Origin of the sequence: Aquimarina brevivitae, assembly GCF_004216895.1 — a bacterium.
Classification (GTDB): domain Bacteria; phylum Bacteroidota; class Bacteroidia; order Flavobacteriales; family Flavobacteriaceae; genus Aquimarina; species Aquimarina brevivitae.
Map to the genome: position 1 here is coordinate 71,827 of NZ_SGXE01000005.1, position 23,016 is coordinate 94,842.

Annotated in this window: 20 protein-coding genes, 1 tRNA gene and 1 pseudogene; 11 read left to right on the forward strand and 11 right to left on the reverse strand. The window is 36.2% G+C overall.

All coding sequences use genetic code 11. From position 1 onward, the window contains the following. Positions 1–65: 65 nt before the first annotated feature. From EV197_RS14710 to EV197_RS14735, 6 genes are all read left to right on the forward strand, one after another. Positions 66–713 (forward strand): flavin reductase family protein, encoded by a 648-nt coding sequence (locus tag EV197_RS14710; RefSeq protein ID WP_130287562.1) that lies wholly within the window; start codon positions 66–68, stop codon positions 711–713. Positions 714–867: 154 nt separating this feature from the next. Then, positions 868–2,253 carry an ATP-binding protein gene (locus tag EV197_RS14715; RefSeq protein WP_130287563.1) on the forward strand — a complete coding sequence of 462 codons (1,386 nt, stop codon included), beginning with the start codon at positions 868–870 and terminating at the stop codon, positions 2,251–2,253. A 36-nt stretch (positions 2,254–2,289) separates the two neighbouring features. Further along, complete coding sequence (locus EV197_RS14720; RefSeq protein ID WP_130287564.1) at positions 2,290–3,954, forward strand: NAD(P)/FAD-dependent oxidoreductase; 1,665 nt, start codon at positions 2,290–2,292, stop codon at positions 3,952–3,954. Between the two features lie 162 nt (positions 3,955–4,116). After that, the gene (locus EV197_RS14725; RefSeq protein ID WP_130287565.1) at positions 4,117–4,572 is read left to right on the forward strand and encodes a hypothetical protein; all 456 of its coding nucleotides are present in this window, start codon (positions 4,117–4,119) and stop codon (positions 4,570–4,572) included. A gap of 177 nt (positions 4,573–4,749) precedes the next feature. After that, positions 4,750–5,943, forward strand: coding sequence for an FAD-dependent oxidoreductase (locus EV197_RS14730; RefSeq protein WP_130287566.1), 1,194 nt, complete (start codon positions 4,750–4,752; stop codon positions 5,941–5,943). Between the two features lie 21 nt (positions 5,944–5,964). Continuing rightward, a complete protein-coding gene (locus EV197_RS14735) occupies positions 5,965–7,728 on the forward strand; it encodes a flavin monoamine oxidase family protein (RefSeq protein WP_130287567.1) in 1,764 nt (587 codons plus the stop codon). 134 nt (positions 7,729–7,862) lie between these two features. Here the strand turns inward: EV197_RS14735 and EV197_RS14740 are convergent, their stop codons facing one another. The 3 genes from EV197_RS14740 to EV197_RS14750 form a co-directional block, all read right to left on the reverse strand. Then, positions 7,863–8,069: a hypothetical protein gene (locus EV197_RS14740; RefSeq protein ID WP_130287568.1), complete on the reverse strand. Its 207-nt coding sequence runs from the start codon at positions 8,067–8,069 to the stop codon at positions 7,863–7,865. Between the two features lie 189 nt (positions 8,070–8,258). Next, the gene (locus EV197_RS14745) at positions 8,259–9,071 is read right to left on the reverse strand and encodes a LamG-like jellyroll fold domain-containing protein (protein WP_130287569.1); all 813 of its coding nucleotides are present in this window, start codon (positions 9,069–9,071) and stop codon (positions 8,259–8,261) included. 490 nt (positions 9,072–9,561) lie between these two features. Next, positions 9,562–9,762, reverse strand: a complete 201-nt coding sequence (locus EV197_RS14750; RefSeq protein ID WP_130287570.1) for a hypothetical protein — start codon at positions 9,760–9,762, stop codon at positions 9,562–9,564. Positions 9,763–9,917: 155 nt separating this feature from the next. On the opposite strand from EV197_RS14750, the gene EV197_RS14755 reads away from it, so the two are divergent. Beyond that, positions 9,918–10,652, forward strand: coding sequence for a hypothetical protein (locus EV197_RS14755; RefSeq protein ID WP_130287571.1), 735 nt, complete (start codon positions 9,918–9,920; stop codon positions 10,650–10,652). Positions 10,653–10,711: 59 nt separating this feature from the next. On the opposite strand, the gene kynU is transcribed toward EV197_RS14755, so the two are convergent. Further along, positions 10,712–11,995, reverse strand: a complete 1,284-nt coding sequence (gene kynU, locus EV197_RS14760; protein WP_130287572.1) for a kynureninase — start codon at positions 11,993–11,995, stop codon at positions 10,712–10,714. Between the two features lie 93 nt (positions 11,996–12,088). Here kynU and EV197_RS14765 point away from each other — a divergent pair, with 93 nt between their 5' ends. Continuing rightward, positions 12,089–12,730 carry an O-methyltransferase gene (locus EV197_RS14765; protein ID WP_130287573.1) on the forward strand — a complete coding sequence of 214 codons (642 nt, stop codon included), beginning with the start codon at positions 12,089–12,091 and terminating at the stop codon, positions 12,728–12,730. Positions 12,731–12,797: 67 nt separating this feature from the next. On the opposite strand, the gene EV197_RS14770 is transcribed toward EV197_RS14765, so the two are convergent. The 6 genes from EV197_RS14770 to EV197_RS14795 all read right to left on the reverse strand — a co-directional run bounded on the left by EV197_RS14770 (position 12,798) and on the right by EV197_RS14795 (position 19,576). Next, positions 12,798–14,291 carry a S8 family peptidase gene (locus tag EV197_RS14770; protein ID WP_130287574.1) on the reverse strand — a complete coding sequence of 498 codons (1,494 nt, stop codon included), beginning with the start codon at positions 14,289–14,291 and terminating at the stop codon, positions 12,798–12,800. 330 nt (positions 14,292–14,621) lie between these two features. Further along, positions 14,622–14,915, reverse strand: a complete 294-nt coding sequence (locus EV197_RS14775) for a Sec-independent protein translocase subunit TatA/TatB (RefSeq protein ID WP_130287575.1) — start codon at positions 14,913–14,915, stop codon at positions 14,622–14,624. A gap of 86 nt (positions 14,916–15,001) precedes the next feature. Beyond that, complete coding sequence (locus EV197_RS14780) at positions 15,002–17,314, reverse strand: M1 family metallopeptidase (protein ID WP_130287576.1); 2,313 nt, start codon at positions 17,312–17,314, stop codon at positions 15,002–15,004. Between the two features lie 66 nt (positions 17,315–17,380). Then, on the reverse strand, positions 17,381–17,893 hold the full coding sequence (locus tag EV197_RS14785; RefSeq protein WP_130287577.1) for a DUF6702 family protein: 513 nt from the start codon (positions 17,891–17,893) through the stop codon (positions 17,381–17,383). A 60-nt stretch (positions 17,894–17,953) separates the two neighbouring features. Then, the gene (locus tag EV197_RS14790; RefSeq protein WP_130287578.1) at positions 17,954–18,718 is read right to left on the reverse strand and encodes a hypothetical protein; all 765 of its coding nucleotides are present in this window, start codon (positions 18,716–18,718) and stop codon (positions 17,954–17,956) included. A 63-nt stretch (positions 18,719–18,781) separates the two neighbouring features. After that, a complete protein-coding gene (locus EV197_RS14795) occupies positions 18,782–19,576 on the reverse strand; it encodes a hypothetical protein (protein ID WP_130287579.1) in 795 nt (264 codons plus the stop codon). A 118-nt stretch (positions 19,577–19,694) separates the two neighbouring features. On the opposite strand from EV197_RS14795, the gene pepE reads away from it, so the two are divergent. Both pepE and EV197_RS14805 read left to right on the forward strand, forming a co-directional pair. Beyond that, positions 19,695–20,402, forward strand: coding sequence for a dipeptidase PepE (gene pepE, locus EV197_RS14800; RefSeq protein ID WP_130287580.1), 708 nt, complete (start codon positions 19,695–19,697; stop codon positions 20,400–20,402). A gap of 2 nt (positions 20,403–20,404) precedes the next feature. Beyond that, positions 20,405–21,319, forward strand: coding sequence for a glutaminase (locus EV197_RS14805; RefSeq protein ID WP_130287581.1), 915 nt, complete (start codon positions 20,405–20,407; stop codon positions 21,317–21,319). 463 nt (positions 21,320–21,782) lie between these two features. On the opposite strand, the gene EV197_RS14810 is transcribed toward EV197_RS14805, so the two are convergent. Continuing rightward, positions 21,783–21,855, reverse strand: a tRNA-Gly gene (locus EV197_RS14810). Between the two features lie 261 nt (positions 21,856–22,116). On the opposite strand from EV197_RS14810, the pseudogene EV197_RS14815 reads away from it, so the two are divergent. After that, positions 22,117–23,016: pseudogene (locus tag EV197_RS14815) on the forward strand (hypothetical protein); the annotation flags it as partial.

Below are 23,016 nucleotides of genomic sequence, written 5' to 3' on the forward strand. Positions count from 1 at the left end.
ATACTTGCTTAAGCGATTGGATAAAAAGAAGCAGTGGCAACAAAATAGTATTTAATAAATTTATTATGAAGCATTTTTCTTTAGATTCCTTGTTAGCGCTTCCTAAAAGGTATCGAGCCAATTTAATTAATAGCTGTGCTGGTTATAAAACAGCAAACCTTATCGCTACCAAAGGAACTCAAGGCACTACTAATGTTGCTGTATTCAACTCTGTGGTACACATTGGTAGTAATCCACCAATGCTTGGTTTTATTCTCAGACCTACCACCGTACCCAGAAACACGTATCAAAACATAAAAGACACCAATAGTTTTACCATCAACCAAATTAATGCTGCGATCATTGAAGATGCTCACCATACCGCAGCCAAATATGATGTGGACATTTCAGAATTTGACAAAACCGATCTTACAGAAGAATATTTAGATGATTTTCATGCACCTTACGTAAAACAAAGCCATATTAAAATCGGTTGTACGTATGTTAATGAATATCATATCAAAGAAAATGACACCATACTAATTATTGGTGCTATTGAACACCTATACCTAAACGAGGAAGCTATTGAATCTGATGGATGGATACATTTAGACAAATCAAACACCGTAAGTATCGTGGGATTAGATGGGTATGCTTTACCTAGTATATTGGATCGCTATGATTATCCAAGACCAGATCAAAAGGTGACCTCCATTTATACTGACAAACCCTAAAAACATTACCACTTTATATCATAACTATTTCTACATATTGCAAGAGGATTATTAATTGATTATTTTTAGTAGTTACAAATAGACAATGCTATACTTTCAATAAGAATGGTGTTCTCTTCATCAATTTTCACACAAAAAAACACCTTGATCACTTATGGAAGTTGCTACTGATCAATTACAATCCATATCGGCATTCGCTTCAGTTCCAATAGCGCAACTGCAATGGTTCATTACCAATGCTAAACTTGCAAAGAAGAAAAAAGGAGATTTCCTTTTTAAAAAAGGAGACGCTATTGAGGACCTTATTTTAATACTACAGGGTAAAATTGAAATTAAAATTGAACAGAATGGTCATTATAAAACCATAGATATTCTTGAAAATCAAGATATATCCGGTGTTCTTCCATTTTCGCGATTAAGTTCAGCCCTCGGTTTTGGAGAAGTCATTGAAGATACCAAGGCATTAATGCTTCATAAAAGTTATTTTAAAGAAATGATTGCTGAGCACTATGAGCTTACCGAAGTATTTGTACATCATATGACCACCAGAGTACGAGAGTTTACCAAATCGAATGTACAAGCAGAAAAAATGATGGCGCTTGGTAAATTATCCGCAGGGCTGGCTCATGAACTTAACAACCCTGCTTCTGCTATGCTACGAAGTGCAAAGGCACTAAAACAACATTTATCCCACGTTCCAGAAAAGTTTAAAAAGATCATTTCCATACAAGCTTCTGAAGACACTATAAACACCATAAACGATATTCTTTTTGCTAACATCAATAACAAACCTGAAAACAACATGAAATTGATGGAGCGCAATGAGAAAGAAGATGAGCTAGAAGAATGGTTAGAAGACCACGGTGTTGATAATGCGTATGAACTCACCGAAACATTACTCGATTTTTGTATGGACATCGATAAAATGGAAGAAATTTACAATGCTGGCAACACGGCACATTTTCCTCAAACTATTGAATGGATTGAAAACGTATTGACCACCGAGAAAATGGTTGGCGAAATAGAAGAAGCTTCTAATAGAATTACAGCCTTAATTCAGTCCATAAAAAGTTATACGCATATGGACCGTGCTCCAGAAAAAACAAAAGAAGATGTCCATAAAGGAATAAAAAGCACTTTAACTATGCTTAATCATAAGCTAAAACAAAAAAATATCACGGTCGTTGAAAATTTTGAAGAAGACTTACCTGCAGTAGAAATCTTTGTTTCAGAAATTAATCAAGTGTGGACAAATTTAATAGATAATGCTATAGATGCGATGGCTAAGAATGGTACGCTAGAAATTAAGACAGCTAAGGAAAATAGTCATATTATGATACAAATTATTGATGATGGTCCTGGGATTGCCGAAGAAAATATTTCAAAAATATTTGATCCGTTCTTTACTACCAAAGCCATAGGCGAAGGTACCGGGATGGGACTTGAAGTGGTGCATAGAATTATCAAACAACATCAAGGAACTATTAACGTAACCTCTGAACCTGGCGAAACAATTTTTACGATTTGTTTACCCAATTAAGAATCAAAAATAAATAAGATTAAAAGCTAAGTACTGATGAAAAAACCCATATTATTTCTGGTAGATGATGACCCACAAGTGCTCAAAGCTGTCACTAGAGATTTAAAATCAAAATATAGAGAACAGTATAGAGTAATGTCCACTAATAATCCAGAGGATGGTCTGGAAGCTGCAGTGGAACTCAAAAAGAAAAATGAAGTCATCGCGCTTTTTTTAATTGATCAACGGATGCCAGAAATGCTTGGAGTCACTTTTCTAGAAAAAGTTAAGCCTTATTATCCAGAAGCTAAAAAAGTACTGCTCACTGCATATTCCGATACCGATGCGGCTATAAAAGCAATTAATGATGTACAACTCGATTATTATTTGCACAAACCCTGGAATCCACCTGAAGAAAAACTATATCCGGTACTAGACGATCTATTAGCCTCTTGGCAACTAAGTTATAAACCAGAGTTTGATGGTATCAGAGTGATTGGTTATCAATATTCTCCAAAATCTCATGACATCAAAGATTTTTTAGCTGCAAACCTATTTCCTTTTAAATGGCTTGATGTTGAAACCAGTGAAGAAGCAAAAGAAATTATGAAGCTTCACGAAATATCCACTACTGATTTACCTGTAGTTTCATTTAAGGATGGCAAATGCTACAAAAATCCGGAAATCATTGAGCTTGCTGAAGCACTTGGACTCAATGCTACGCCTAAAGACAATTTATACGATGTAGTCATAATTGGCGCAGGTCCTTCGGGATTAGCAGCGGCAGTGTACGGTGGTTCCGAAGGTTTAAAGACATTACTTATCGAAAAACATGCCCCTGGTGGACAAGCAGGAACGAGCTCTCGAATAGAAAACTACCTCGGATTTCCTAATGGTCTTAGTGGTCAAGAACTTACGCATCGCGCTATAACACAGGCTAAACGATTTGGGATAGAGTTTCTGTCTCCTCAAGAAGTAACTGCCATAACTGAAAAAAATGGCTACAAAAGTATTGAGTTGAGTAATGGTAATTGCATTAGTACCAAAAGCGTAGTGATCACCACTGGTGTTAATTACCGTAAATTAAATGCAACAGGTGTAGAACAGTTTACCGGTGCCGGAATTTACTATGGATCTTCGATGACAGAAGCGCAAGCTTGTAAAAATAAGCAAGTCTATATTGTAGGTGGAGGAAATTCAGCAGGACAATCTGCTGTATACCTATCAAAATTTGCTCAAAATGTACATATTATCATCAGAAAACCAGATTTGACCAGCAGTATGTCTAGTTATCTTATTGATCAAATTAAGTCCATACAAAACATAGAAATAATAGGTAATACCGTCATTTCTGAAGCTATTGGCGAAAAAGAACGGCTAACTCACCTTACGCTTACCGATAACAAGAACTCCACGTCTAAAAAGGTGCCTGCCGATGCATTATTTATCTTTATAGGAGCGAAACCTTACACCGATTGGATTGCTATGGATATCATAAAAAATGAAAAAGGATTTATTGAAACAGGTAGAGACCTAACAAAGTACGAAGACTTTAAAAAAGTTTGGAAAAAAGAACGCTCCCCTTTTTTATTAGAAACCTGTAGTCCTGGAATTTTTGCATCAGGAGATGTAAGAGCTGGGGCAATGAATCGTGTCGCCTCTGCCGTTGGCGAAGGGGCGATGGCGATCAAATTTGTGCACGAATATTTAGCAGAAAATTAAACCGAAATGTAAGGAGAAGTCAAGTATTTCGACCATTGTAATACTTAAATTAAATACGAACTATTGAAAACCCAAATAAGATAAGTATACTATAAGGCCCACTTCTAAAAAAACAATCTTAACCAACCTATGCATAGGGTATAATTAAAAACACATACCACTATGAAAACAATAATCCTAACCGCAATAGCGCTTTTTTTCGCTAGTATAAATAATGCTCAGGTACTTTATGAAGACCAATTGGGTACCGTATACCTTAATGATACCAAAGAAGAGGTAGTCTATACCAATGATTTTGCTGCTTTCAATTTGAATTTGACACAACAAGAAACGATAAGTTTTGCTAAGGAGATTAAAAAAGCAAAGACTACTGATGAATCACTATTATTTCTCTCCCAGTTTTCCAATTTGCAACTCCCTAAAAGTTACTATTTAAAAATAATAAGACGCGCTGCAAACCGCAGTAAATCTACTAAAGAGTTTATTCAGTTTTTGAAAAAAAATATCCCTGAACTCAAAGATCAATTGGAATTCAATGACACAACCGCAGCATTGTATCATTTGGCTCGAAAAAATACATTTAATGGACAAATTGATGCTTTGCCAAGTGTAATTTAATATCATTGCATCCAAGCTGTTTGATGAGCTAACCGAGTTAAAAAACCAAGGGGTTTTACCTGTTTACTATCGTTTTGATAATGTGTATCTTTAACTAGAAACATTTCGCGAATACACAATTATACAAATTCTTGTACATATAATCCGAAGTGTAAACTTTTAAAACCTAACTCACACATGGAAAAAGAGCATCAACACTATGATGTCATCGTTATTGGCGGTGGCGCAATGGGGCAAGCTGCTGCCTATCAACTGGGAAAAAGAAAAGCCAAAACACTAGTGGTAGAACAATTTACCTTTCTGAATCAATTAGGTAGTTCTGCCGGAATTTCTAGACAATATCGGATTCCCTACCCAGATGAATATATGGTTCAGATGGCATTAGATGCCCAACCTTTTTGGGATGAACTACAACAACACACCAAACAAACCCTGCTCGACAAGGTAGGTACCCTATGGTTTGGAGATCCCAGCGTTCAATCTACCGAAGGAAATATAGCCGAAGCTGAAAAATCACTTAAAGCGCTTAACGTACCTTATACATCGCTAACTGCTAAAGAAATTGAGGAACAATATCATTTCAAAAATTTACCTTCTTCCTACCAAGGCCTTTTTCAGGCGGATGGAGCTAGTATTAATTTTAAAGGTACTATCGAAACGTTATACGATCAAAACCTGAAAAAAGGTTATGTAACGCTTCAAGAGCAAGCCCCAGTAATAAAGATTGAGCAAAAAGGAAATGGTTTTGAAGTTACCACTCCAAAAGGAGTAAACACCGGTAAAAAAATTATTGTGGTGCCTGGTCCCTATATCAATAGCGTCATCAACTTACTTAACTTCTCTATAGAAGCTACCTACTGGAATATGGCTTCATCGTATTATAAAAAAACAGATCCCAAGATTCAGTATCCTACCTGGTTTGTTTTTCAAAATGCCTTGGGCGCTAATGGCAATCAGTTTTATGGCTTTCCTGGAGTAGACTGGGATCACCCAGAATATATACGTGTAGCTCCTGATTTTGTGATCAAACCATTGGATAATCCAAATGACCGTAGCCCCATACCCAACCCACAAGAATTGGGATATACAGCTGATTGGGTTAAGAACCATATGACTGGATTGGATCCAGAACCTTTTTACACAAGCACCTGCATGGTAGCGTTGAGTAACATTCCTAAAAAAGAACTTATTATCGATTTTGCTCCTGATTATGTACCGCATCATAAAGACATCGTGATTTATGCAACAGGCTGGGCTGCAAAATTTACTCCCTATATGGGTAAAATTTTAGCTGACCTGGCTCTCGATGGACATACTGATTTTGACATCAGTCCTTTTAAAATGGGAGAAACTTATTTTAAATCACTTTAAACAACATTATTTTTTTTAAATATGAACAAAAAAACACCATTAAACAACGGTATGTCACCTAATCTTACTACTGAAGTAGCCGTTATTGGAGCAGGAACATCAGGACTATATACAGCGTTTCGATTAACCTCAACAGGTACATATGCTGGAAACCAGGTACAAGTTTTTGATTTGAACTCAAAGCTTGGTGGACGACTGGAATCCGTAATTATGCCAGGAATGAATTTCTATGGAGAATTGGGCGGTATGCGCTACCTAACCTCTCAGGAGATCGTTACCACACTTATTGAAGGGTACCCGCTAAAGGAAAAAGATGTAAGCAAAAGAACCCCTATATTAAAGGATAAAATGACTCCAATAGATTTTCCTATGGGAGACAATTCCAAACTACTAATGTATCTTAGAAAAGAGCATTTTAAACAAAACGCCTGGCAGGAAAAACAAAAAAAAGGAGAAAAATTAACAACACGTTACTATCTTAATGAAGCAGATCTCGGCTATAGTGCTGACCAGTTATTCAATAAAATCATCTACGATGTTCTTATGGCTGATCCCTCTATTGCTGATAAGTATAAAGACAAAATTAAAAAAGGACCTAGCAAGTATGAATATACCTTTGAGTTAACAAGCAGAGATTGGGATGCTATAAAGCCAACACTAACCTACACCTTTCCAGACTCACCGTATCACGGCAGAAAAGTAAATGATCTAGGATTCTGGAATTTGATCAAGGATCAAGTGTCACAAGAAGGGTATTTATTTTTAGCCAATGCGGGGGGCTACTATTCCAATACAATTAATTGGAATGCAGCAGAAGCATTTCCATATATGGTAGGAGATTTTTCCTCTGGGGATATTAAATACAAAACCATACAAGAAGGTTATGATAGCATTGCTTATGCATTAGCGAATCAATATATGGAGTGTAAGGGCGCTACTATTTGGTCAGAGAATAAGTTGCTTACCTTTGCTAAAAACACCCAAAATAACGGATATACTTACGAATTGACCATGCTCAACATTCCATCCAACACCAAATGGAGCGTATTTGCCAACAGTATTGTACTAGGTATGCCACGTGCATCGCTGGAGCTATTAGATCAAGATAACTTCTTTTTTGATCGAAACGAAAATGGAACCATTCAACATCATATTAAAGCTGTCATCAAAGAACCAGCTTATAAGATATTAATGGGTTTTGAAAAGCCGTGGTGGAAAGAATTGGGTATTGACTCTGGTCACTCGATTACCGATTTACCGATGCGACAATGTTATTATTTTGGAACAGATCCAGAAAATGATAATTCGATGTTATTGGGAAGCTATGGCGATATGAATAATGAAACCTTTTGGAAAGCATTATCAGATGACACGGTATTGTTTGAGGTTAAAAATAACAAGCATGCCTCTCTGGATGAGCTGAAGGAACTCAATGATGTACAGGCTACAAAATTAATGGTTGATGAATTGATGAATCAATTGAGAGAAGTTCACGGAGATACGGTTACGATACCCGATCCTTATGTAACCTGGTTTAAAGATTGGACAGATGAGCCTTTTGGTGCTGGTTATCACGCCTGGAAGTCAGGGTATGATGTCGGTAAGGTAATGCAATATATGCGGCAACCTGTGGATACGGAACGGATACATATTTGTGGAGAAGCCTATTCGGATCAACAAGGTTGGGTAGAAGGTGCATTCTGTGAAGCAGAAAAAATGCTACAGAAACATTTTCATCTAGATTGGCCAAATTGGTTAGACCCTGACTATTATCTAGGGTGGTAAGCTAGACAGAGTATCCTCAAAGTAGTTTAAAACTAATTTAAGAGTAGTGTGGAATAATAAAAAGCTCGGAAGTGACTCCCGAGCTTTTTTAGTTTTATGTTCTTTACTAAAAAGCTTTTTATAGCCCCATTTGATTAATTCAAACCTCCAACACAAACTTTTTCCTTTACCCAATTATCTATGCCAGTATCTTCATCTGTTACATGTGTATATACATAATGACAGCATTTACCACCTGTTTCTTCTTCAATACAAACAGAGGTCAAATCTACACCACCCTTAATTTGTTTTTGTTCTGCTCGGCTAAGTGCTTTACCTAATTCTAATAATGATTTGTTCATAACTAAATATTTAAAAATTATTAATACTCTTGATTGTTCTAAGATCGCTAAGTAGTATGTCTATTGACATGTAATCCATTCTTATGTATTTTTCAATACTTTACCAAATCACTTGTATAAATGACACAAATGACTTTCTCATTAAACTATGATGCGCTTTACAATTACTTACCAATCTTGAGCGTTACTTTAATCAGCTAGTAATGAATCACTAGCAAAATCTGAAATTTCTTGAGAAGTTAAAACTGCTGAAAAAATAGCTAAGTCATCAATAAAAGAAGTAAGAACATCTGCTCCATTATTACCTACACAAACATTTCCTCCTATTTCTAAAGGAGCAGTATTAGAAATATCTAAATCCATACTCACAGATTGCCAGTCCACTTCTTCCTTCAAAACACCGTCAAAATATAGTTGTGTCGTTTTGGCCTCATTATTTGCAATACTTACCACGTGGATCCAGGTATCTTTTTCAATTCCTGTGGTTGATATATTAGCATTACCTCCATCTGCTTGTCTAATTTCTAATATAAAAGTATTAAGTGTTGGATCGATAGTAGTTTTATCTACATACTGAAAATTAAAGAAGTTGGATAGATTACATATCTCTCGTGTTCCAAAAATATAACGTGCTTTACCAACAACATCATCTGCAACGGCATCTCCGTCAATGAATAACCAGAAGCTAGTTGAAAAGGAGCCAGCGCCTAGCGGAAAGTCTTCTGTTGTAAAACGTTGCTCTGCTTGTCCCGTGATGCTATAAGCCTCTAATGGATTACCATTTCTATCGGTAACATAAGTAGGGGTTGTAGCATTTCCATCGACTTGACTAGTAGAAACATCAGCTAAGGAGCCTTCAAAAGTGTAATAAGCTAATAAGTTCTCATTGTCTAAAGGAGTTAAAGCTGGAGTAGGCACTGATTCATCATCATTAGAACAGCTCAAAAATACTAAAGTGGTTAGTAATACAATTAATCCTGTTTTTGTGTACTTAAAATTCATTTTTTTTTTTAATTAATACATTAAAATTGAACCTTTCATCTTTTTAGTCCAACGAAATACTTTCCCCAAAACCAATAATTCGTAGATGGTTGACTAAAATGAATTATAGCTCAATTATGTGGTTTTACGGTATAAATGTACTTAGAGAAAGAGCAGTGTAAAACTGAGAATATATATCTGAGGTGTATCAATAAATATTCGTGTAACTTTATAAGAGAAGTGTTGCAAACAATACTTTTCGGAACTAGTCGCCTTTGCGATTGAAGTGCTGAGCTATATCGAGGTAACTGGTCCAAATTATTAATTCATACTGTACCCTCTGTTTGTATCTGAATTCTATCAAATTAAAAATTGAAATTACAAAAACTTCCGACTATGCGGCAAGCAAACTTAAAACAGAATGCTTCTTTAAGTCAAGAACCCAAAGCCGTACAAAGTGAAATTTGAGAATATTTAAGTCAAAAAAAGCTCCCTTAGGAAGCTTTATTTATTAGACATTTACTGTTGTACGTTTTTGTTTCGTTTTAAATAACTTATGGTGAGGTACACCTTCTATAAAATATTCGTCACTGTTAAGGAATTTGGTAAACAATTGTTCATTCATCGCTATGGGAACTGACAAATTAGGGTACTTTAAAAAATACTTCTCATTCTTTACTTCTACTAATCTTAATTTGATGGGTTTACTCATAACAACATTACTTTAAAAATTAATAGTATTTTAAAATAGTCAAAAAAAATACCAAATCAAAAAAGTTAAACAAAGGCGTTTATAACTGTCAATTTTTCAGCCTTAATTGATGTTTTGAGTGAAGTATTTTCCATATTTTTGGGTAAAACTAGTTTATGAAAAAGCTTATTCTTTTAGGAGTCCTTGGTGTACTTGTATCGTGTAATTCTGAACCCAAAAAGAAAAAATACGACACAGAAGAAACTAAAGAAATTAGAAATCCTGAAATTATAGATAGAAAAGAGGATATGGTGTCCACCCCTGAGGCTATTGCAAATGCCCACGGATATGCTGATTGGAAAGATGTAATCGAAGTAGCCTTCACTTTTAACGTAGATAGAGATTCCACTCATTTTGAGAGAAGCTGGAAGTGGTACCCTAAAAAAAACAGCGTAACTGCAATTACCGTTGATAGTACAGAAACCACTTCTACCTATACCTACAATCGAAACGATATGGATAGCACGGCTATAGCTAAGGATAGGGGCTTTATCAACGACAAGTATTGGTTGTTTGCACCCTTGCAATTAGTATGGGATCAGAACAATTACAAAGCTGAAGTTAGTGTATCTGAAACTGCGCCCATAAGCCAGAAAAAAATGCAAAAACTCACCATAGTATATGATAATGATGGAGGATATACTCCGGGAGATGCTTACGATTTCTATTTTGAAGGAGATTTCAAAATAAAAGAATGGGTGTACAGGGCAAAAAATCAAGATAAACCCAGTATGATCACCACCTTTGAAGACTACAAATCCTATAATGGGTTAAAATTGCCTACCATGCATACTGTAAAAGATGCTGATACAAAACTATACTTTACGGATGTGGAAATAAGTAAAGAGTAAGTTATTGAACGCTTTTGGTTGCTATTACCATCTAAATTTGTAGAAAAAGGGGACACCCTTTACTTATTCTTTTGCAAAATACCTTGTTTTAAGATTTGACCAAAGGTATACATGTCCTCATACGAACAATAAAACGGTGCTGGTGCCAGTCTAATTACATTTGGCTCACGCCAGTCTGTGATGACTCCTTGTTTCATCAGATAATCAAATAACTGTCGCCCTTCACCGTGCAAAAACACGGATAATTGTGTACCTCTTTCTTCTTGTGATGCAGGTGTTATAACCTCGAAGGTACTTTCCACTTCTTTATCAATTTCTTGTAGAACAAACTCTAGATAGGCCACAATTTGATTTCGCTTTTCTATAAGCGCTGGCATACCTACTTCATCAAAGAATTGTAAGGATGCCAAATAAGGTGCCAGGGCTAAAATTGGAGCATTACTTAATTGCCAAGCATCTGCATCCGGCATAGGTTCAAATTCTGGCTTCATCAAAAATCGATCGTCTTTATTCGTACCCCACCAACCTTCAAACCTTGGAATGTCTTTGACCCCATGAAATCGTTCATTAATAAAGCAACCCGAAGCATTTCCGGGTCCTGAATTCATGTATTTATAACTGCACCAGGCTGCAAAATCTACATCCCAATCGTGTAATTCTAATGCGATATTACCCGCAGCATGAGCCAGGTCCCACCCCACAAAAGCACCGATATCATGACCCGCTTGAGTTATCGTTTTCATATCAAAAACCTGTCCGCTATAGTAATTTACCCCTCCTATTAAAATCAATGCACACTCCTCACCTACTTCAGCGATTGTTTGTAAAATATCTTCTTGTCTGAAATGATGCTCACCATCTCGCTTTTTGAGTTCGACTATGGCTTCCGCAGGATCATATCCGTGAAAACGAACTTGACTTTTAATCATATATTGATCACTAGGAAATGCTTTTTCTTCGCAAATAATTTTAAACCGCTTACCTTCAGGTCTATAAAAAGAAACCATCAATAAATGCAGGTTAACCGTCAAAGTATTCATCACTGTAACCTCCGAGGGTTTAGCGCCTACAATCTTAGCCAGTGGAGCGGCTAGTCGCTCGTGATAGTCCCACCAAGGTTTATCGGCATAAAAATGCCCCTCTACTGCCAATTCTGCCCAGTCTTTCATTATTTCATCCACATAGCTAGCTGCATTTTTGGGTTGAAGTCCTAAAGAATTTCCAGTAAAATAAATAACCTCTTTCCCGTTTACTTTGGGAAAAATGAATTGATTTCGGTATTCTCTTAATGGGTCCTCTTGATCTAACTGCTGTGCAAAATTGAGGGTATTCTCAAATTTCATAACCTTGATTTTTTTCAAAAATAAAGATTACAATCTATTCTCCGATACAGATAAGCAGTAAAGTTTTTTTAGCTTTGCACAAAAGATACATTCATGCATTTTTTACCTGAAGAATTGGATCAATACATTGTGCAGCACTCAGCAAAAGAACCAGAATTATTGCAACAGCTTACTAGAGAAACTTATCAAAAAATCTTACAACCTCGTATGCTAAGTGGCGCCTATCAAGGTCGTGTGTTGAGTATGATATCCAAACTGATTCAACCCAAATCTATCTTAGAAATAGGAACTTATACGGGCTACTCTGCCCTATGCCTTGCAGAAGGCTTAACAACAACCGGGCAATTGCATACTATTGATTGTAATGAAGAGCTTGAAAGTTTTCAACGAAAATATTTTGACCGTTCTGCATATGCAGATCGCATCGTGCAACATATAGGGGATGCTATAGAGATTATACCTACCCTAGATCGAAATTTTGACCTGGTTTTTATTGATGCTGACAAACCGAATTACCCCAATTATTTTGAACTAATTATTGATAAAATGAATACTGGAGGTATTATTTTGTCGGATAATGTACTATGGAGTGGTAAAATCATTGAGACCGTAAAAGAAGATGATCTCTCCACAAAAGCGCTTTTAAGGTATAATCAATTGTTGGTAGAAGATAATAGAATAGAAACTGTACTATTACCTATCAGAGATGGCCTAACGATCAGTAGGGTAAAGTAAAAAAGAGATGAAGTACTACACCTCATCTCTTTTTACACTTTAACTACAATTTTAAAGCTATATTGTTTTATTGAACTGCTTTGAGTGCATTAATATTACCATAACCAAACTTACTACTTCGGTTAGGATAAAATTCTCCAGATCTTTTCAATTTTTCTAAAACCTGATTCCTTGACATATTAGGATTTCTAGACCAAACTAAAGCAGCAATGCCAGCAGTCATTGCTGTTGCTACTGAAGATCCACTTACATAATCTCTTTGTCCTCCATTAAATCCTAACACTGGTACATTTCTACTTGAATTTCCTGCACGTTGCATTACAATCGTGAAGTCGATTTTGTTACCATCATGACAAATATCACAACGGTTATATCCATTATCCTTAATACCGGTAACGGCTACAGTTTCACTCATACTTGCTGGAAAAATAACTCCGTACCAATTGGTAAATGAGGTTGAAGTACCACCTGCTGCAATTAGCATCTTTCCTCTGCTATACGCATAACGAACAGCGTCTTTGACATTACCAATGGACCAAGGATAACCAATAGACATAGAAATAACTTTAACATCACCTCTATTACCAAGCGCTTTTAAAGCATTACTTACACCCTTGCGCTCATGATAGTCATTAAGCACCACATCAGCAGTACCGCGATACGATACTAAATTACAGTTATACGCTACACCTACTGGCATAAAATCATTATTTCTTGGTGCAGCAATAGCTGCCGCCATAGAAGTACCGTGACCACATCGATCATTTGGACCGTCTACATTATTAGACCACCACCAAGGAGAGTCTATATAAGTACCAAAACGTTGTACAGATCTACCTGAGGAGAAACCATCGTTAAATGAACTACCTAATAGGTTTTGACCTGTAGATAATCCCGTATCAATTAAACCAACTGTGATACCTGCACCTGTACTATAGTTCCAAGCTTCTGTGATTTTATGGATATCAAAATTCCAAGGCAACCAGGAGTTAGGGCTAATTACGCGGTAATCGTTACTATTAACGTTAGCACCATTTTGATCACAACCTAGTTTACTTTTTTCCGCTACAGGTTCTAAGTAAAGATTATAACCTATTGGTTCTAAATAACGAACCTTTTCCGTTTTTTGTAGCGTCTCTATAGTTTCAAGACTGGTAACTCGTGTATCAATAACATTTAAGATATCATCATCAGATACGACCATATCTTGCTTTTTGGTATTTTCTAAGGTAGCGATTATAGAAAAGATATTTTCTTTGGCATTAAGTAACTCAGCGGATTTTTGTACGGCAAAACTTTGCCCTTCTTCACCATATCCAATACTTAGTACTTCACCACCGTGTACAGTAGCAGACCAAAGCACATTCGCCGGAGCTTCTGTCCAATTTACATCTCCAGTTGTTTTTAGTTCATTTTCAATAAACTGATTTACTTCTTTCACAGAAAGTAATTTTTGCGCATCTAAGATCTCAGCATTACCATCTACAATTTCATCGGGGTTTTCTTTGGAACAGGAGTAAATCACTAGTAGTCCCAATAACAGGAAAGCAACTTTTTTCATTTTAGTATAAATTAAGAGTTTGTGTGTGTATTTACAAGGAGTTGTCAAATCCTCAATAAAGCTTCGTTTTTAAGCTTTATACAATTACATTGCTAATATATTAAAAATTACGCAAAATATACAAGCTAATTTTATCATATTCACAGTTAAAAAGAAGAAACTATGCTTGCATAAGACAAAAAAACAAGTAAAATCCTTGTAAACCAATAGGATTTACAGGGCGTATAGAAATTCTATAAAAAATGCAGATATTTTTTGAGAAAAATGTAATCTTATAGGATTTGTGTAGTGATATCCTATGTAGACATAGTGAAGTATAGAAAAATAAACTTAAAACTTGCGCTTGATAGAACCTGTAGCGTCATCTATATCCTCTTTTACTTTATCAATTTCTTTTTTGATATCAGAGGTTAATGAGTCTGTCATTTTGGAATCGATCCCTGTTTTTTCGGCGCTTTTGGTTATCTCGGATTTGATGTCATTTGTAGCATCCTTGACAATACGCATACCTTTTCCTAATCCCCTGGCGATTTCAGGAATTTTGTCTGCACCAAAAACCATCACCAATATGAATACGATAAAGGCGATTTCGGTTCCGCTTATAAATAAAGGTAGTGTTATCATTCGGGTACAAATATAACGAATCCAAAAACAAAAACCATCCTAATTTTATTAGGATGGTTTTAAAAAATTTATTGTAACAGGCTTTCTTATTCGCCTTTTATCTTGTCCTTGAATTTATCAAATTCACCAAGTTTTTTGCGCTTAGGCCAGCTATTATTAGAAGTATCAATATCTGCTGTTTCTTGATTTGGATCTACCGTGATCTTGGTAATCGCCTTATCCGTTGGGATAGCTCTTTTAACTTCATCATCATTTTTTCTCCAAATCTCTGCTGGATAAGTAACTGTTTCTGTAGATCCATCTTCATAGGTATACTCAACAATCAATGGCATTACTAGCCCTCCTGGTTTTTCGAAAGTAACCTCATAGAAGTATTTTGGATTTTTCATTTCTTTTGCTTCCTGAATTGAAAAATTATCCATTAAATACTCTTTTAAGGTTTTAGTATCTTCAATGATACTGCCCTTTTTCTTCATTTCTGTATATTCCTCACTGCCTTCTTCCACCATAAATACTAATGGCCCAAAATCCTCAATTGAAGCCCCTCTTGCCGCGGCAAAGTCCTTAGCTCTTTGGTTAGGCTCTTTAGAAACAACATACTTCGTTACATCCGTAACTCCCATATCTGTATAATCTGTTGTGTAGAACCATCCTCTCCAAAACCAGTCGAGATCAACTGCAGATGCATCTTCCATGGTTCTAAAGAAATCTTCGGGTGTAGGATGCTTAAACATCCATCGCTGTGAGTAGGTTCTAAAAGAGTAGTCAAATAATTCTCGACCCATAACGGTTTCGCGAAGGATATTCAATCCTGTAGCAGGTTTAGCATAGGCATTTGCTCCAAACTGATGTATGTTATTGGATTGTGTCATAATAGGAGACAAAAATTCTTGATTTCCGCTCATATAAGGGACAATTTTATCCGCAGGTCCTCTACGAGATGGATATTTCTTTAAGGGAGCAATAGCATCTGGATACCACTCTCCAAAATCTTGCTCTGCAACATATTGCACAAAGGTATTTAAACCTTCGTCCATCCAAGTCCATTGGCGTTCATCACTGTTTACAATCATTGGAAAAAAGTTATGACCTACCTCGTGTATAATTACACTCATCATTCCATACTTTACTCTATCACTGTATGTACCATCCTCATTAGGACGACCATAATTCCAACAGATCATTGGATATTCCATCCCTTGATTTTTGGCGTGTACTGATATGGCCTTGTGGTATGGATAATCAAAGGTCATTCTGCTGTACGACTTTAATGTACTCGCTACTACTTTTGTTGACCAATCCTCCCATAACGGATTTCCTTCTTTAGGATACATAGAAACTGCCATCACATCCTTACCACCAACTTTAACTGCCATCATATCCCAGATAAACCTTCTAGACGTAGCAAAACCGAAATCTCTAACCATTTCTGCTTTAAAACTCCAGGTCTTTTTATCCTTTGCAAAAGATTTTTCTTTTGCTTCCGCTTCTTTCTGGGTTACGATTACCACAGGCTCGTCATATGATTTTTTAGCTTTTTCATAACGCTTCATCATATCTTTGGTAAACACATCCTTACGGTTCACTAGCATACCAGTTGCATCAAGGATATGATCTGCAGGCACCGTAATATTTACGTCAAAATTACCAAAAGGAAGGGCGAACTCGCCTCTACCCCAAAATTGATGATTTTGCCATCCTTCAACATCATTATAAACTGCCATTCTTGGATAAAACTGAGCAATTACATATGCTCTGTTACCATCTTCGAACTCTTCATATCCTGATCTTCCTCTTCCATTAACATGATCATTAATGTTATACCACCAATCAATTGAAAAAACAAACTTATTACCCGGCTGCAATGGTTTAGGCATCTCAACACGCATCATCGTTCTATTGATCGTATGTGGCAGAGCACTACCAGCTTCATCCTTAACCGCCGTAATATTAAAACCACCATCAAAGGGTTCTGCTAAATATTTTGAAACAAACTGAGAAGGCTGTGCAGCGATATCTACGCCTGATGGCTCTATCAATGGTGATTTAGAGTCCTTGGCTCTCACGTTTTGATCTAATTGAACCCATAAAAACTCTAAAACATCAGGTGAATTATTGGTATACGTAATGGTTTCTTTACCGTAGATCTTTTTATTCTCATCATCAAGCTCAATATCCATTTTATAGTCAGCCTGCTGCTGATAATAGGCCGGTCCCGGCGCACCAGATCCGGTTCTAAACATATTAGGTGTAGCAAACTCATCATACATCTGCTTAAACTTGTTCTCATTGGTATGACCTAACTCTCTTTCTGATTTAGCACCTTCTTGCTGTTGTGCATATCCGGTAACTCCGAATAACAAAAACGACATGGAAAACGCTATAACTATTTTCTTCATTTGTACTGTGATAATGTGTTATTTATAATAACTTGCAAAATAATTTTTTTTTAAAGTTTACGTGGTTTATTCACTAAACTTTAACATCCCAGAGCCGTTTCCACTTTCTAACATCAAGCTTTTGCGTTGTTCTCCTTTTTTCAAATGAACGATATTCTTTTGCTCTTCAAACAGGTCGGTTAAAATCAAGTTTTTTACTGTAATAGAATGCAACGCTTTGATATTTTTCACTTCCAGATAACAAATCATCATGTCTTCTTTATACTCCTTTCCTAAAAAAGTATAGTCCACCGGTGTTCCATTAACTTGAAGTTCAAATTTTTGACTAAAATAGTTTTCTACATAAGCATTCACTTTTTCTGACTCCTTAACGGGACTCAACACAATGGATTCATCATATCTTACCTGGATCAAATCTTCGATATCATCAATAAAAATTCTACTAATAATCTGCAAAGATTCTTCCTCAGCATCATACTCTATCTGTGTAACACTTACATAAAACTTATGGAGTACAGTAAAAGAGGTAAATAAGGTAACTAATACTATTAAAGAACCTCCCCATCCTAATTTTTTCATATTCGTAACGATCTTTTATTTACAAGCATCCAAAACTATTCCAATTATTTATAATCTGAATTATAATTGTTTATGTTTTTTATATGCCAAGGCTTTTTCTTCAAAAAAAAGAAGTAAATCTAAAGTGGCAGCAGGCTGCAGTAATTTTTCAAACTCTTGATCTTCTGAACTGTAATAAATAAAATCAGCGATCAGTTCCTCGGGAATCCCTAACTCTTCAATAAAAAATTGTGTGGCAAATGAAGTCCTACCCTTTTCTATTGTTTTTTCATAGCGGCTTATCGCCTTATGTTTTTTGAGCTTTTTAATTTTACCAGATATTGTATTGATAATAAAATCGACCGATAATGCACCGTTAGATGAAGCTGCAGTATAGAGTCTTCGTTCTTCGGGTGTGGGTTGTTCTATATCTCGAAAGGGAAGCCCTAGGGTCCTATTATTTACAAAAGGTTTAATTTCAACAATCTTAACATCATTTGCAATAACACCTGATAAGGTCGTAGAACTAATATTCACAACAGGTAATTGCTCTACTATGGGATCTAACAAAATTTCTTGGCTATGATTTAAATGATTTGCGTTGACCACCAAAGTCTTTACCTCATATTGAACTGAGGAAAACACAATAGTATCACTGATACCGGCAACAATTTTAAATCGTCCTTCATCATTATTGGTTACCCCAACTTTTTTAGTATAATTCACGATATTAATTGCATATCCTTGCAAAGAATCCGCTATGATTAATCCCTCAAAAAAATCTGATTGAGCTGTACAGCACGTAGTAATCATTAAGGCGGCAACAGTGATTAAGATTTTTTGCATTGAAATAAATATTCTTGCTATTAACTATGTGCAAAGACTGTTATTCAATACAACTATTACAACTTATTGCTGCTGGCTTCTATATTGTTTACTTTGATAAACTAAAAACTCTAACAGATCTAGCTCCCTGCCTTCGTTGAAAAAAGAAGCATCCAAGCCTCTTTCTTCTACATAAAATATAAAGTCATTAATCTCTTTTTCTTCTAAAAGCAGAACGTCGCTAAAAAATTCATTGGTATATACATTGCGCATTTTAACGTCTAGATCTTTTAGTTTTTTATCCTCATTATCTTTTCGTTTACTGAAGGCTAATTTGAAAAGGTTCACAAAGTTCAAACCATTAATCATTCGATCTTCCAAAAAGACTGTATTCTCAACAGGAGATTGAGAATCGGGTTTAAAATCATAGTTAGCATCATTAATTCTACCTCTGGTTTCATTGATCACTTCATTCAATCCACTACTACCAGCTATTTTTACCTTTTTCACATCTACTTTAACATTACCAGATAAGTCGTAGGGTCGGACAATTACTTCTTCTAAGGTATTTACCGTTTCATTTAATATAATAGATAACCGCTTGGAGTCAATAATCCCTTGATCTACCAAAACGGAAAATTTTTGAAACTGCATAGCTACTACTTCAATTCGGTCCCCTATACCCGCTACTATCTTAAACTCTCCCTTTCGATTGGTTATCGTTCCTTTATTAGTAGCTCTATTGTAAACAACAATACCCTCTACATCTTCGTCTAATGCAGCCTTAACTACACCATTTACTGGCACACGAGTTGTGATCTGACCGTAGCTAAAAGTGATTAGTAATGAAAAAATAAATATTAGTAAATGTTTGCCCATTTTTTTTAAGATTAATATACTATAATTTTTAATGCTCCATAAAGATTTCTTTATAAGAAAACGTTAAACTAACTTTACACCAAAATACAAATTCTTAAGAATCCTAATTCCCACCAAAATGAAAAACTGTGTAATTGCCAGTACCTCTACACTTTACGGTCAAGAATCGTTAACATACCTCTTGGACACCATAAGTGAATTGTATATGGATTGCAAGCAAGTTCTTTTTATACCTTATGCTAGACCTGGCGGTATTTCACACGATGAGTATACCCAACGTATGCAACGTATTTTTAAAAAAATAGGTAAAAAGGTGATCGGCTCGCACACTTTTGAATCGCCAGAAAAAGCATTGCAGCAAACGGAAGGAATCTACACAGGTGGCGGTAACACTTTTCTTTTAGTAGATCAACTCTATCGCACTCATACCATGCAAGTTTTGGCGGAAGCTATTAACCAGGGCAAACCTTATCTAGGTACAAGTGCTGGTAGCAATATATGTGGACTAACAATGCAAACCACTAACGATATGCCTATCGTATATCCTCCCAGCTTTAAAACGCTAGGTATTCTACCGTTTAATATCAATCCCCACTACCTGGATCCCAATCCCAACTCTAAACACAAAGGCGAAACTAGGGCAACAAGAATAAAAGAATTTCATACCTTAAATCCTCAGCCTGTCGTTGGACTACGAGAAGGAAGCTGGCTACGTTTAAAAAACAACTCGATTATATTAGAAGGAGAATTAACTGCTAGAGTATTTACTAAACATAAAGAGCCCTATGAGATTTCACCGAATAGTTCACTCTCAGATTTGAATTAATTATGGATTATCATTTAATACTCCAAACCATAAAAAACGAAATTCAATCCTTAGCCTCTACTGGGACAGTGGCAACCTATATTCCAGAGCTTGCCAAAGTTCCTCCTAATAAATTTGGCATGCATATCAATTGTATGTCAAATGGAACGCATAGCTTTGGCGATAGTGACGAACGCTTTTCGATTCAAAGTATTTCCAAGGTGTTTTCTTTGACCCTTGCGATGACGCTAATGGGCGATGAACTTTTTGACCGTGTGGATGTAGAACCCTCAGGCGATCCATTTAACTCCTTATTTCAGCTTGAACATGAAGAGGGTATTCCAAGAAATCCTTTCATCAATGCTGGAGCTTTGGTGATCTCAGATATTTTAATCTCAAAATTGAAACATCCTAAAAAAGAGTTCTTAGCCTTTGTAAGAAAACTAGCTAAGGACAAAAGCATTACCATTGACCAAAATGTATTTGATTCGGAGCTAGAGCATATTTATAGAAATGCAGCGCTGATAAACCTGATGAAGTCTTTTGGAAATATTGAAAATGACATTGAAGAGGTTTTAGATCTATATGTCTACCAATGCGCTATAGCCATGAGCTGTGCTGAACTCTCTAAAGCCTTTGAAATATATGCCAACTCGGGTAGCTTTTTTAATTCTGAAGAACAACTCATTACTTCAAGAAAAACAAAAAGAATTAATGCCATTATGCAAACCTGTGGTTTTTATGATGAAGCTGGTGAATTTAGCTTTAGAGTAGGCCTGCCAGGTAAGAGTGGTGTTGGTGGCGGCATTGTTGCGGTACATCCGGGTCAATATACGGTAGCTGTATGGAGTCCACCATTGAATCCTAGAGGTAACTCGGAACTGGGAATGTATGCGTTGGAACGGCTTACAACACTTACAGGGTTATCGATATTTTGATCTTTCTTAAAAACCAATATTTAATATTTATCGTACATATGGATAAATACTAAAGGTAAAAGTGTTAAAGTAATTAGAAAATAATAAGTCCACCAGTTGTGATGAACTGTTACTGAGCGGAAGAAAGGTTTCACCTCGACTGCGCTCGGTACAGGCTTCTCACCCGGTATATGCATTGAAATAAAATTTCTAGAAACAAAAAAACCCATCAGTATAGATGAGCTTTTATTGAGTGGGAAACCGGGTTCACCTCGACTATGCTCGGTACAGGCTTCTCACCCGGTATATGCATTGAAATAAAATTTCTAGAAACAAAAAAACCCATCAGTATAGATGAGCTTTTATTGAGCGGGAGACCGGGTTCACCTCGACTACGCTCGGTACAGGCTTCTCACCCGGTATATGCATTGAAATAAAATTTCTAGAAACAAAAAAACCCATCGGCACCGATAAGTTTTTGTAGAGCGGGAGACCGGGTTCGAACCGGCGACATTCAGCTTGGAAGGCTGACGCTCTACCAACTGAGCTACTCCCGCTTTTGTGGTAGGAGGACAAAAATAAATCATTTAATTGAATTACAAAATTAAAAGACCTAAAAAAATAAATGCTTTTTTACGGAAAAACCGTAGTCTAAAAACAAGAAAAACAGTTTTTTATCGCAGTAAAAGAGTGTTTTATCGATTATATTTAGTACATTTGTTAACAATTTACCAAAAATTAGTTTCTTTGGTAAGTTTTTTATTATAAGAGATATAGAAATTTAAAATATATTGTTGCCCTAAAATAATAACCTGCTTATGAAAATAAAAATTACTCTACTTGTATTTTTATTATTAGGAATATCTCACGCCTTTGCGCAAGTAAAGATTGGTGACGATCCCAATAGTATTGACGCTGCTTCTTTGTTAGAGCTGCAAAGTGCGGATAAAGTATTTGTATTAACTCGAGTTACGAATACACAGATGAATGCAATAACTCCACTAGCTGGAGCTATGGCATACAACACAGAGCAAAACTGTGTATTTCAATATGATGGCACTGCTTGGCAATCGCTTTGTGGCTCCGGTAACACTAACGAAACCTTAACTTTTGTCGTAGATAATAATGATGGTTCTTTTAGTTACACCAACGAGGACAATGTGGTTGTCACCATCAATAAAGCCCAGTTGACTAATAACGGTGATGGCACCTACACTTTTGACAATGGGAATACCACCTCGGGCCCTATCACTTTTGTAGGAACCGATAACCAAACCGTAGACCAGTTTGCCTTTGACAATACAACTAATCAGTTATCTATATCCTTAGAAAACGATGCAGTTGCTCCGCTTAGCGTAGACTTATCTGCACTACAGGACGGAACAGGTACTGATGACCAGAACCTTACTAGCGCAACTATCGATGCTAGCAATATATTAACTATAGCTATCGAAAACGGTGATCCAGTAACTGTAGACCTATCTGCATTCTTAGATGATACCGACGATCAAAACCTTACTAGCGCAACTGTAGATGCTAGTAATATACTCACTATCGCTATACAAGATGGTGACCCGGTAACAGTTGACCTATCTGCATTCTTAGACAATACAGATGATCAGACCGTAGACCAGTTTGCCTTTGACAATACAACTAATCAGTTATCTATATCCTTAGAAAACGATGCAGTTGCTCCGCTTAGCGTAGACTTATCTGCA

What these genes read in the sequence shown, in the direction of transcription:
- EV197_RS14710 (WP_130287562.1), top strand. Translation starts at nt 66, where the DNA reads ATGAAGCATTTTTCTTTAGATTCCTTGTTAGCGCTTCCTAAAAGGTAT.
- EV197_RS14715 (WP_130287563.1), top strand. Translation starts at nt 868, where the DNA reads ATGGAAGTTGCTACTGATCAATTACAATCCATATCGGCATTCGCTTCA.
- EV197_RS14720 (WP_130287564.1), top strand. Translation starts at nt 2,290, where the DNA reads ATGAAAAAACCCATATTATTTCTGGTAGATGATGACCCACAAGTGCTC.
- EV197_RS14725 (WP_130287565.1), top strand. Translation starts at nt 4,117, where the DNA reads ATGAAAACAATAATCCTAACCGCAATAGCGCTTTTTTTCGCTAGTATA.
- EV197_RS14730 (WP_130287566.1), top strand. Translation starts at nt 4,750, where the DNA reads ATGGAAAAAGAGCATCAACACTATGATGTCATCGTTATTGGCGGTGGC.
- EV197_RS14735 (WP_130287567.1), top strand. Translation starts at nt 5,965, where the DNA reads ATGAACAAAAAAACACCATTAAACAACGGTATGTCACCTAATCTTACT.
- EV197_RS14740 (WP_130287568.1), bottom strand. Translation starts at nt 8,069, where the DNA reads ATGAACAAATCATTATTAGAATTAGGTAAAGCACTTAGCCGAGCAGAA.
- EV197_RS14745 (WP_130287569.1), bottom strand. Translation starts at nt 9,071, where the DNA reads ATGAATTTTAAGTACACAAAAACAGGATTAATTGTATTACTAACCACT.
- EV197_RS14750 (WP_130287570.1), bottom strand. Translation starts at nt 9,762, where the DNA reads ATGAGTAAACCCATCAAATTAAGATTAGTAGAAGTAAAGAATGAGAAG.
- EV197_RS14755 (WP_130287571.1), top strand. Translation starts at nt 9,918, where the DNA reads ATGAAAAAGCTTATTCTTTTAGGAGTCCTTGGTGTACTTGTATCGTGT.
- kynU (WP_130287572.1), bottom strand. Translation starts at nt 11,995, where the DNA reads ATGAAATTTGAGAATACCCTCAATTTTGCACAGCAGTTAGATCAAGAG.
- EV197_RS14765 (WP_130287573.1), top strand. Translation starts at nt 12,089, where the DNA reads ATGCATTTTTTACCTGAAGAATTGGATCAATACATTGTGCAGCACTCA.
- EV197_RS14770 (WP_130287574.1), bottom strand. Translation starts at nt 14,291, where the DNA reads ATGAAAAAAGTTGCTTTCCTGTTATTGGGACTACTAGTGATTTACTCC.
- EV197_RS14775 (WP_130287575.1), bottom strand. Translation starts at nt 14,915, where the DNA reads ATGATAACACTACCTTTATTTATAAGCGGAACCGAAATCGCCTTTATC.
- EV197_RS14780 (WP_130287576.1), bottom strand. Translation starts at nt 17,314, where the DNA reads ATGAAGAAAATAGTTATAGCGTTTTCCATGTCGTTTTTGTTATTCGGA.
- EV197_RS14785 (WP_130287577.1), bottom strand. Translation starts at nt 17,893, where the DNA reads ATGAAAAAATTAGGATGGGGAGGTTCTTTAATAGTATTAGTTACCTTA.
- EV197_RS14790 (WP_130287578.1), bottom strand. Translation starts at nt 18,718, where the DNA reads ATGCAAAAAATCTTAATCACTGTTGCCGCCTTAATGATTACTACGTGC.
- EV197_RS14795 (WP_130287579.1), bottom strand. Translation starts at nt 19,576, where the DNA reads ATGGGCAAACATTTACTAATATTTATTTTTTCATTACTAATCACTTTT.
- pepE (WP_130287580.1), top strand. Translation starts at nt 19,695, where the DNA reads ATGAAAAACTGTGTAATTGCCAGTACCTCTACACTTTACGGTCAAGAA.
- EV197_RS14805 (WP_130287581.1), top strand. Translation starts at nt 20,405, where the DNA reads ATGGATTATCATTTAATACTCCAAACCATAAAAAACGAAATTCAATCC.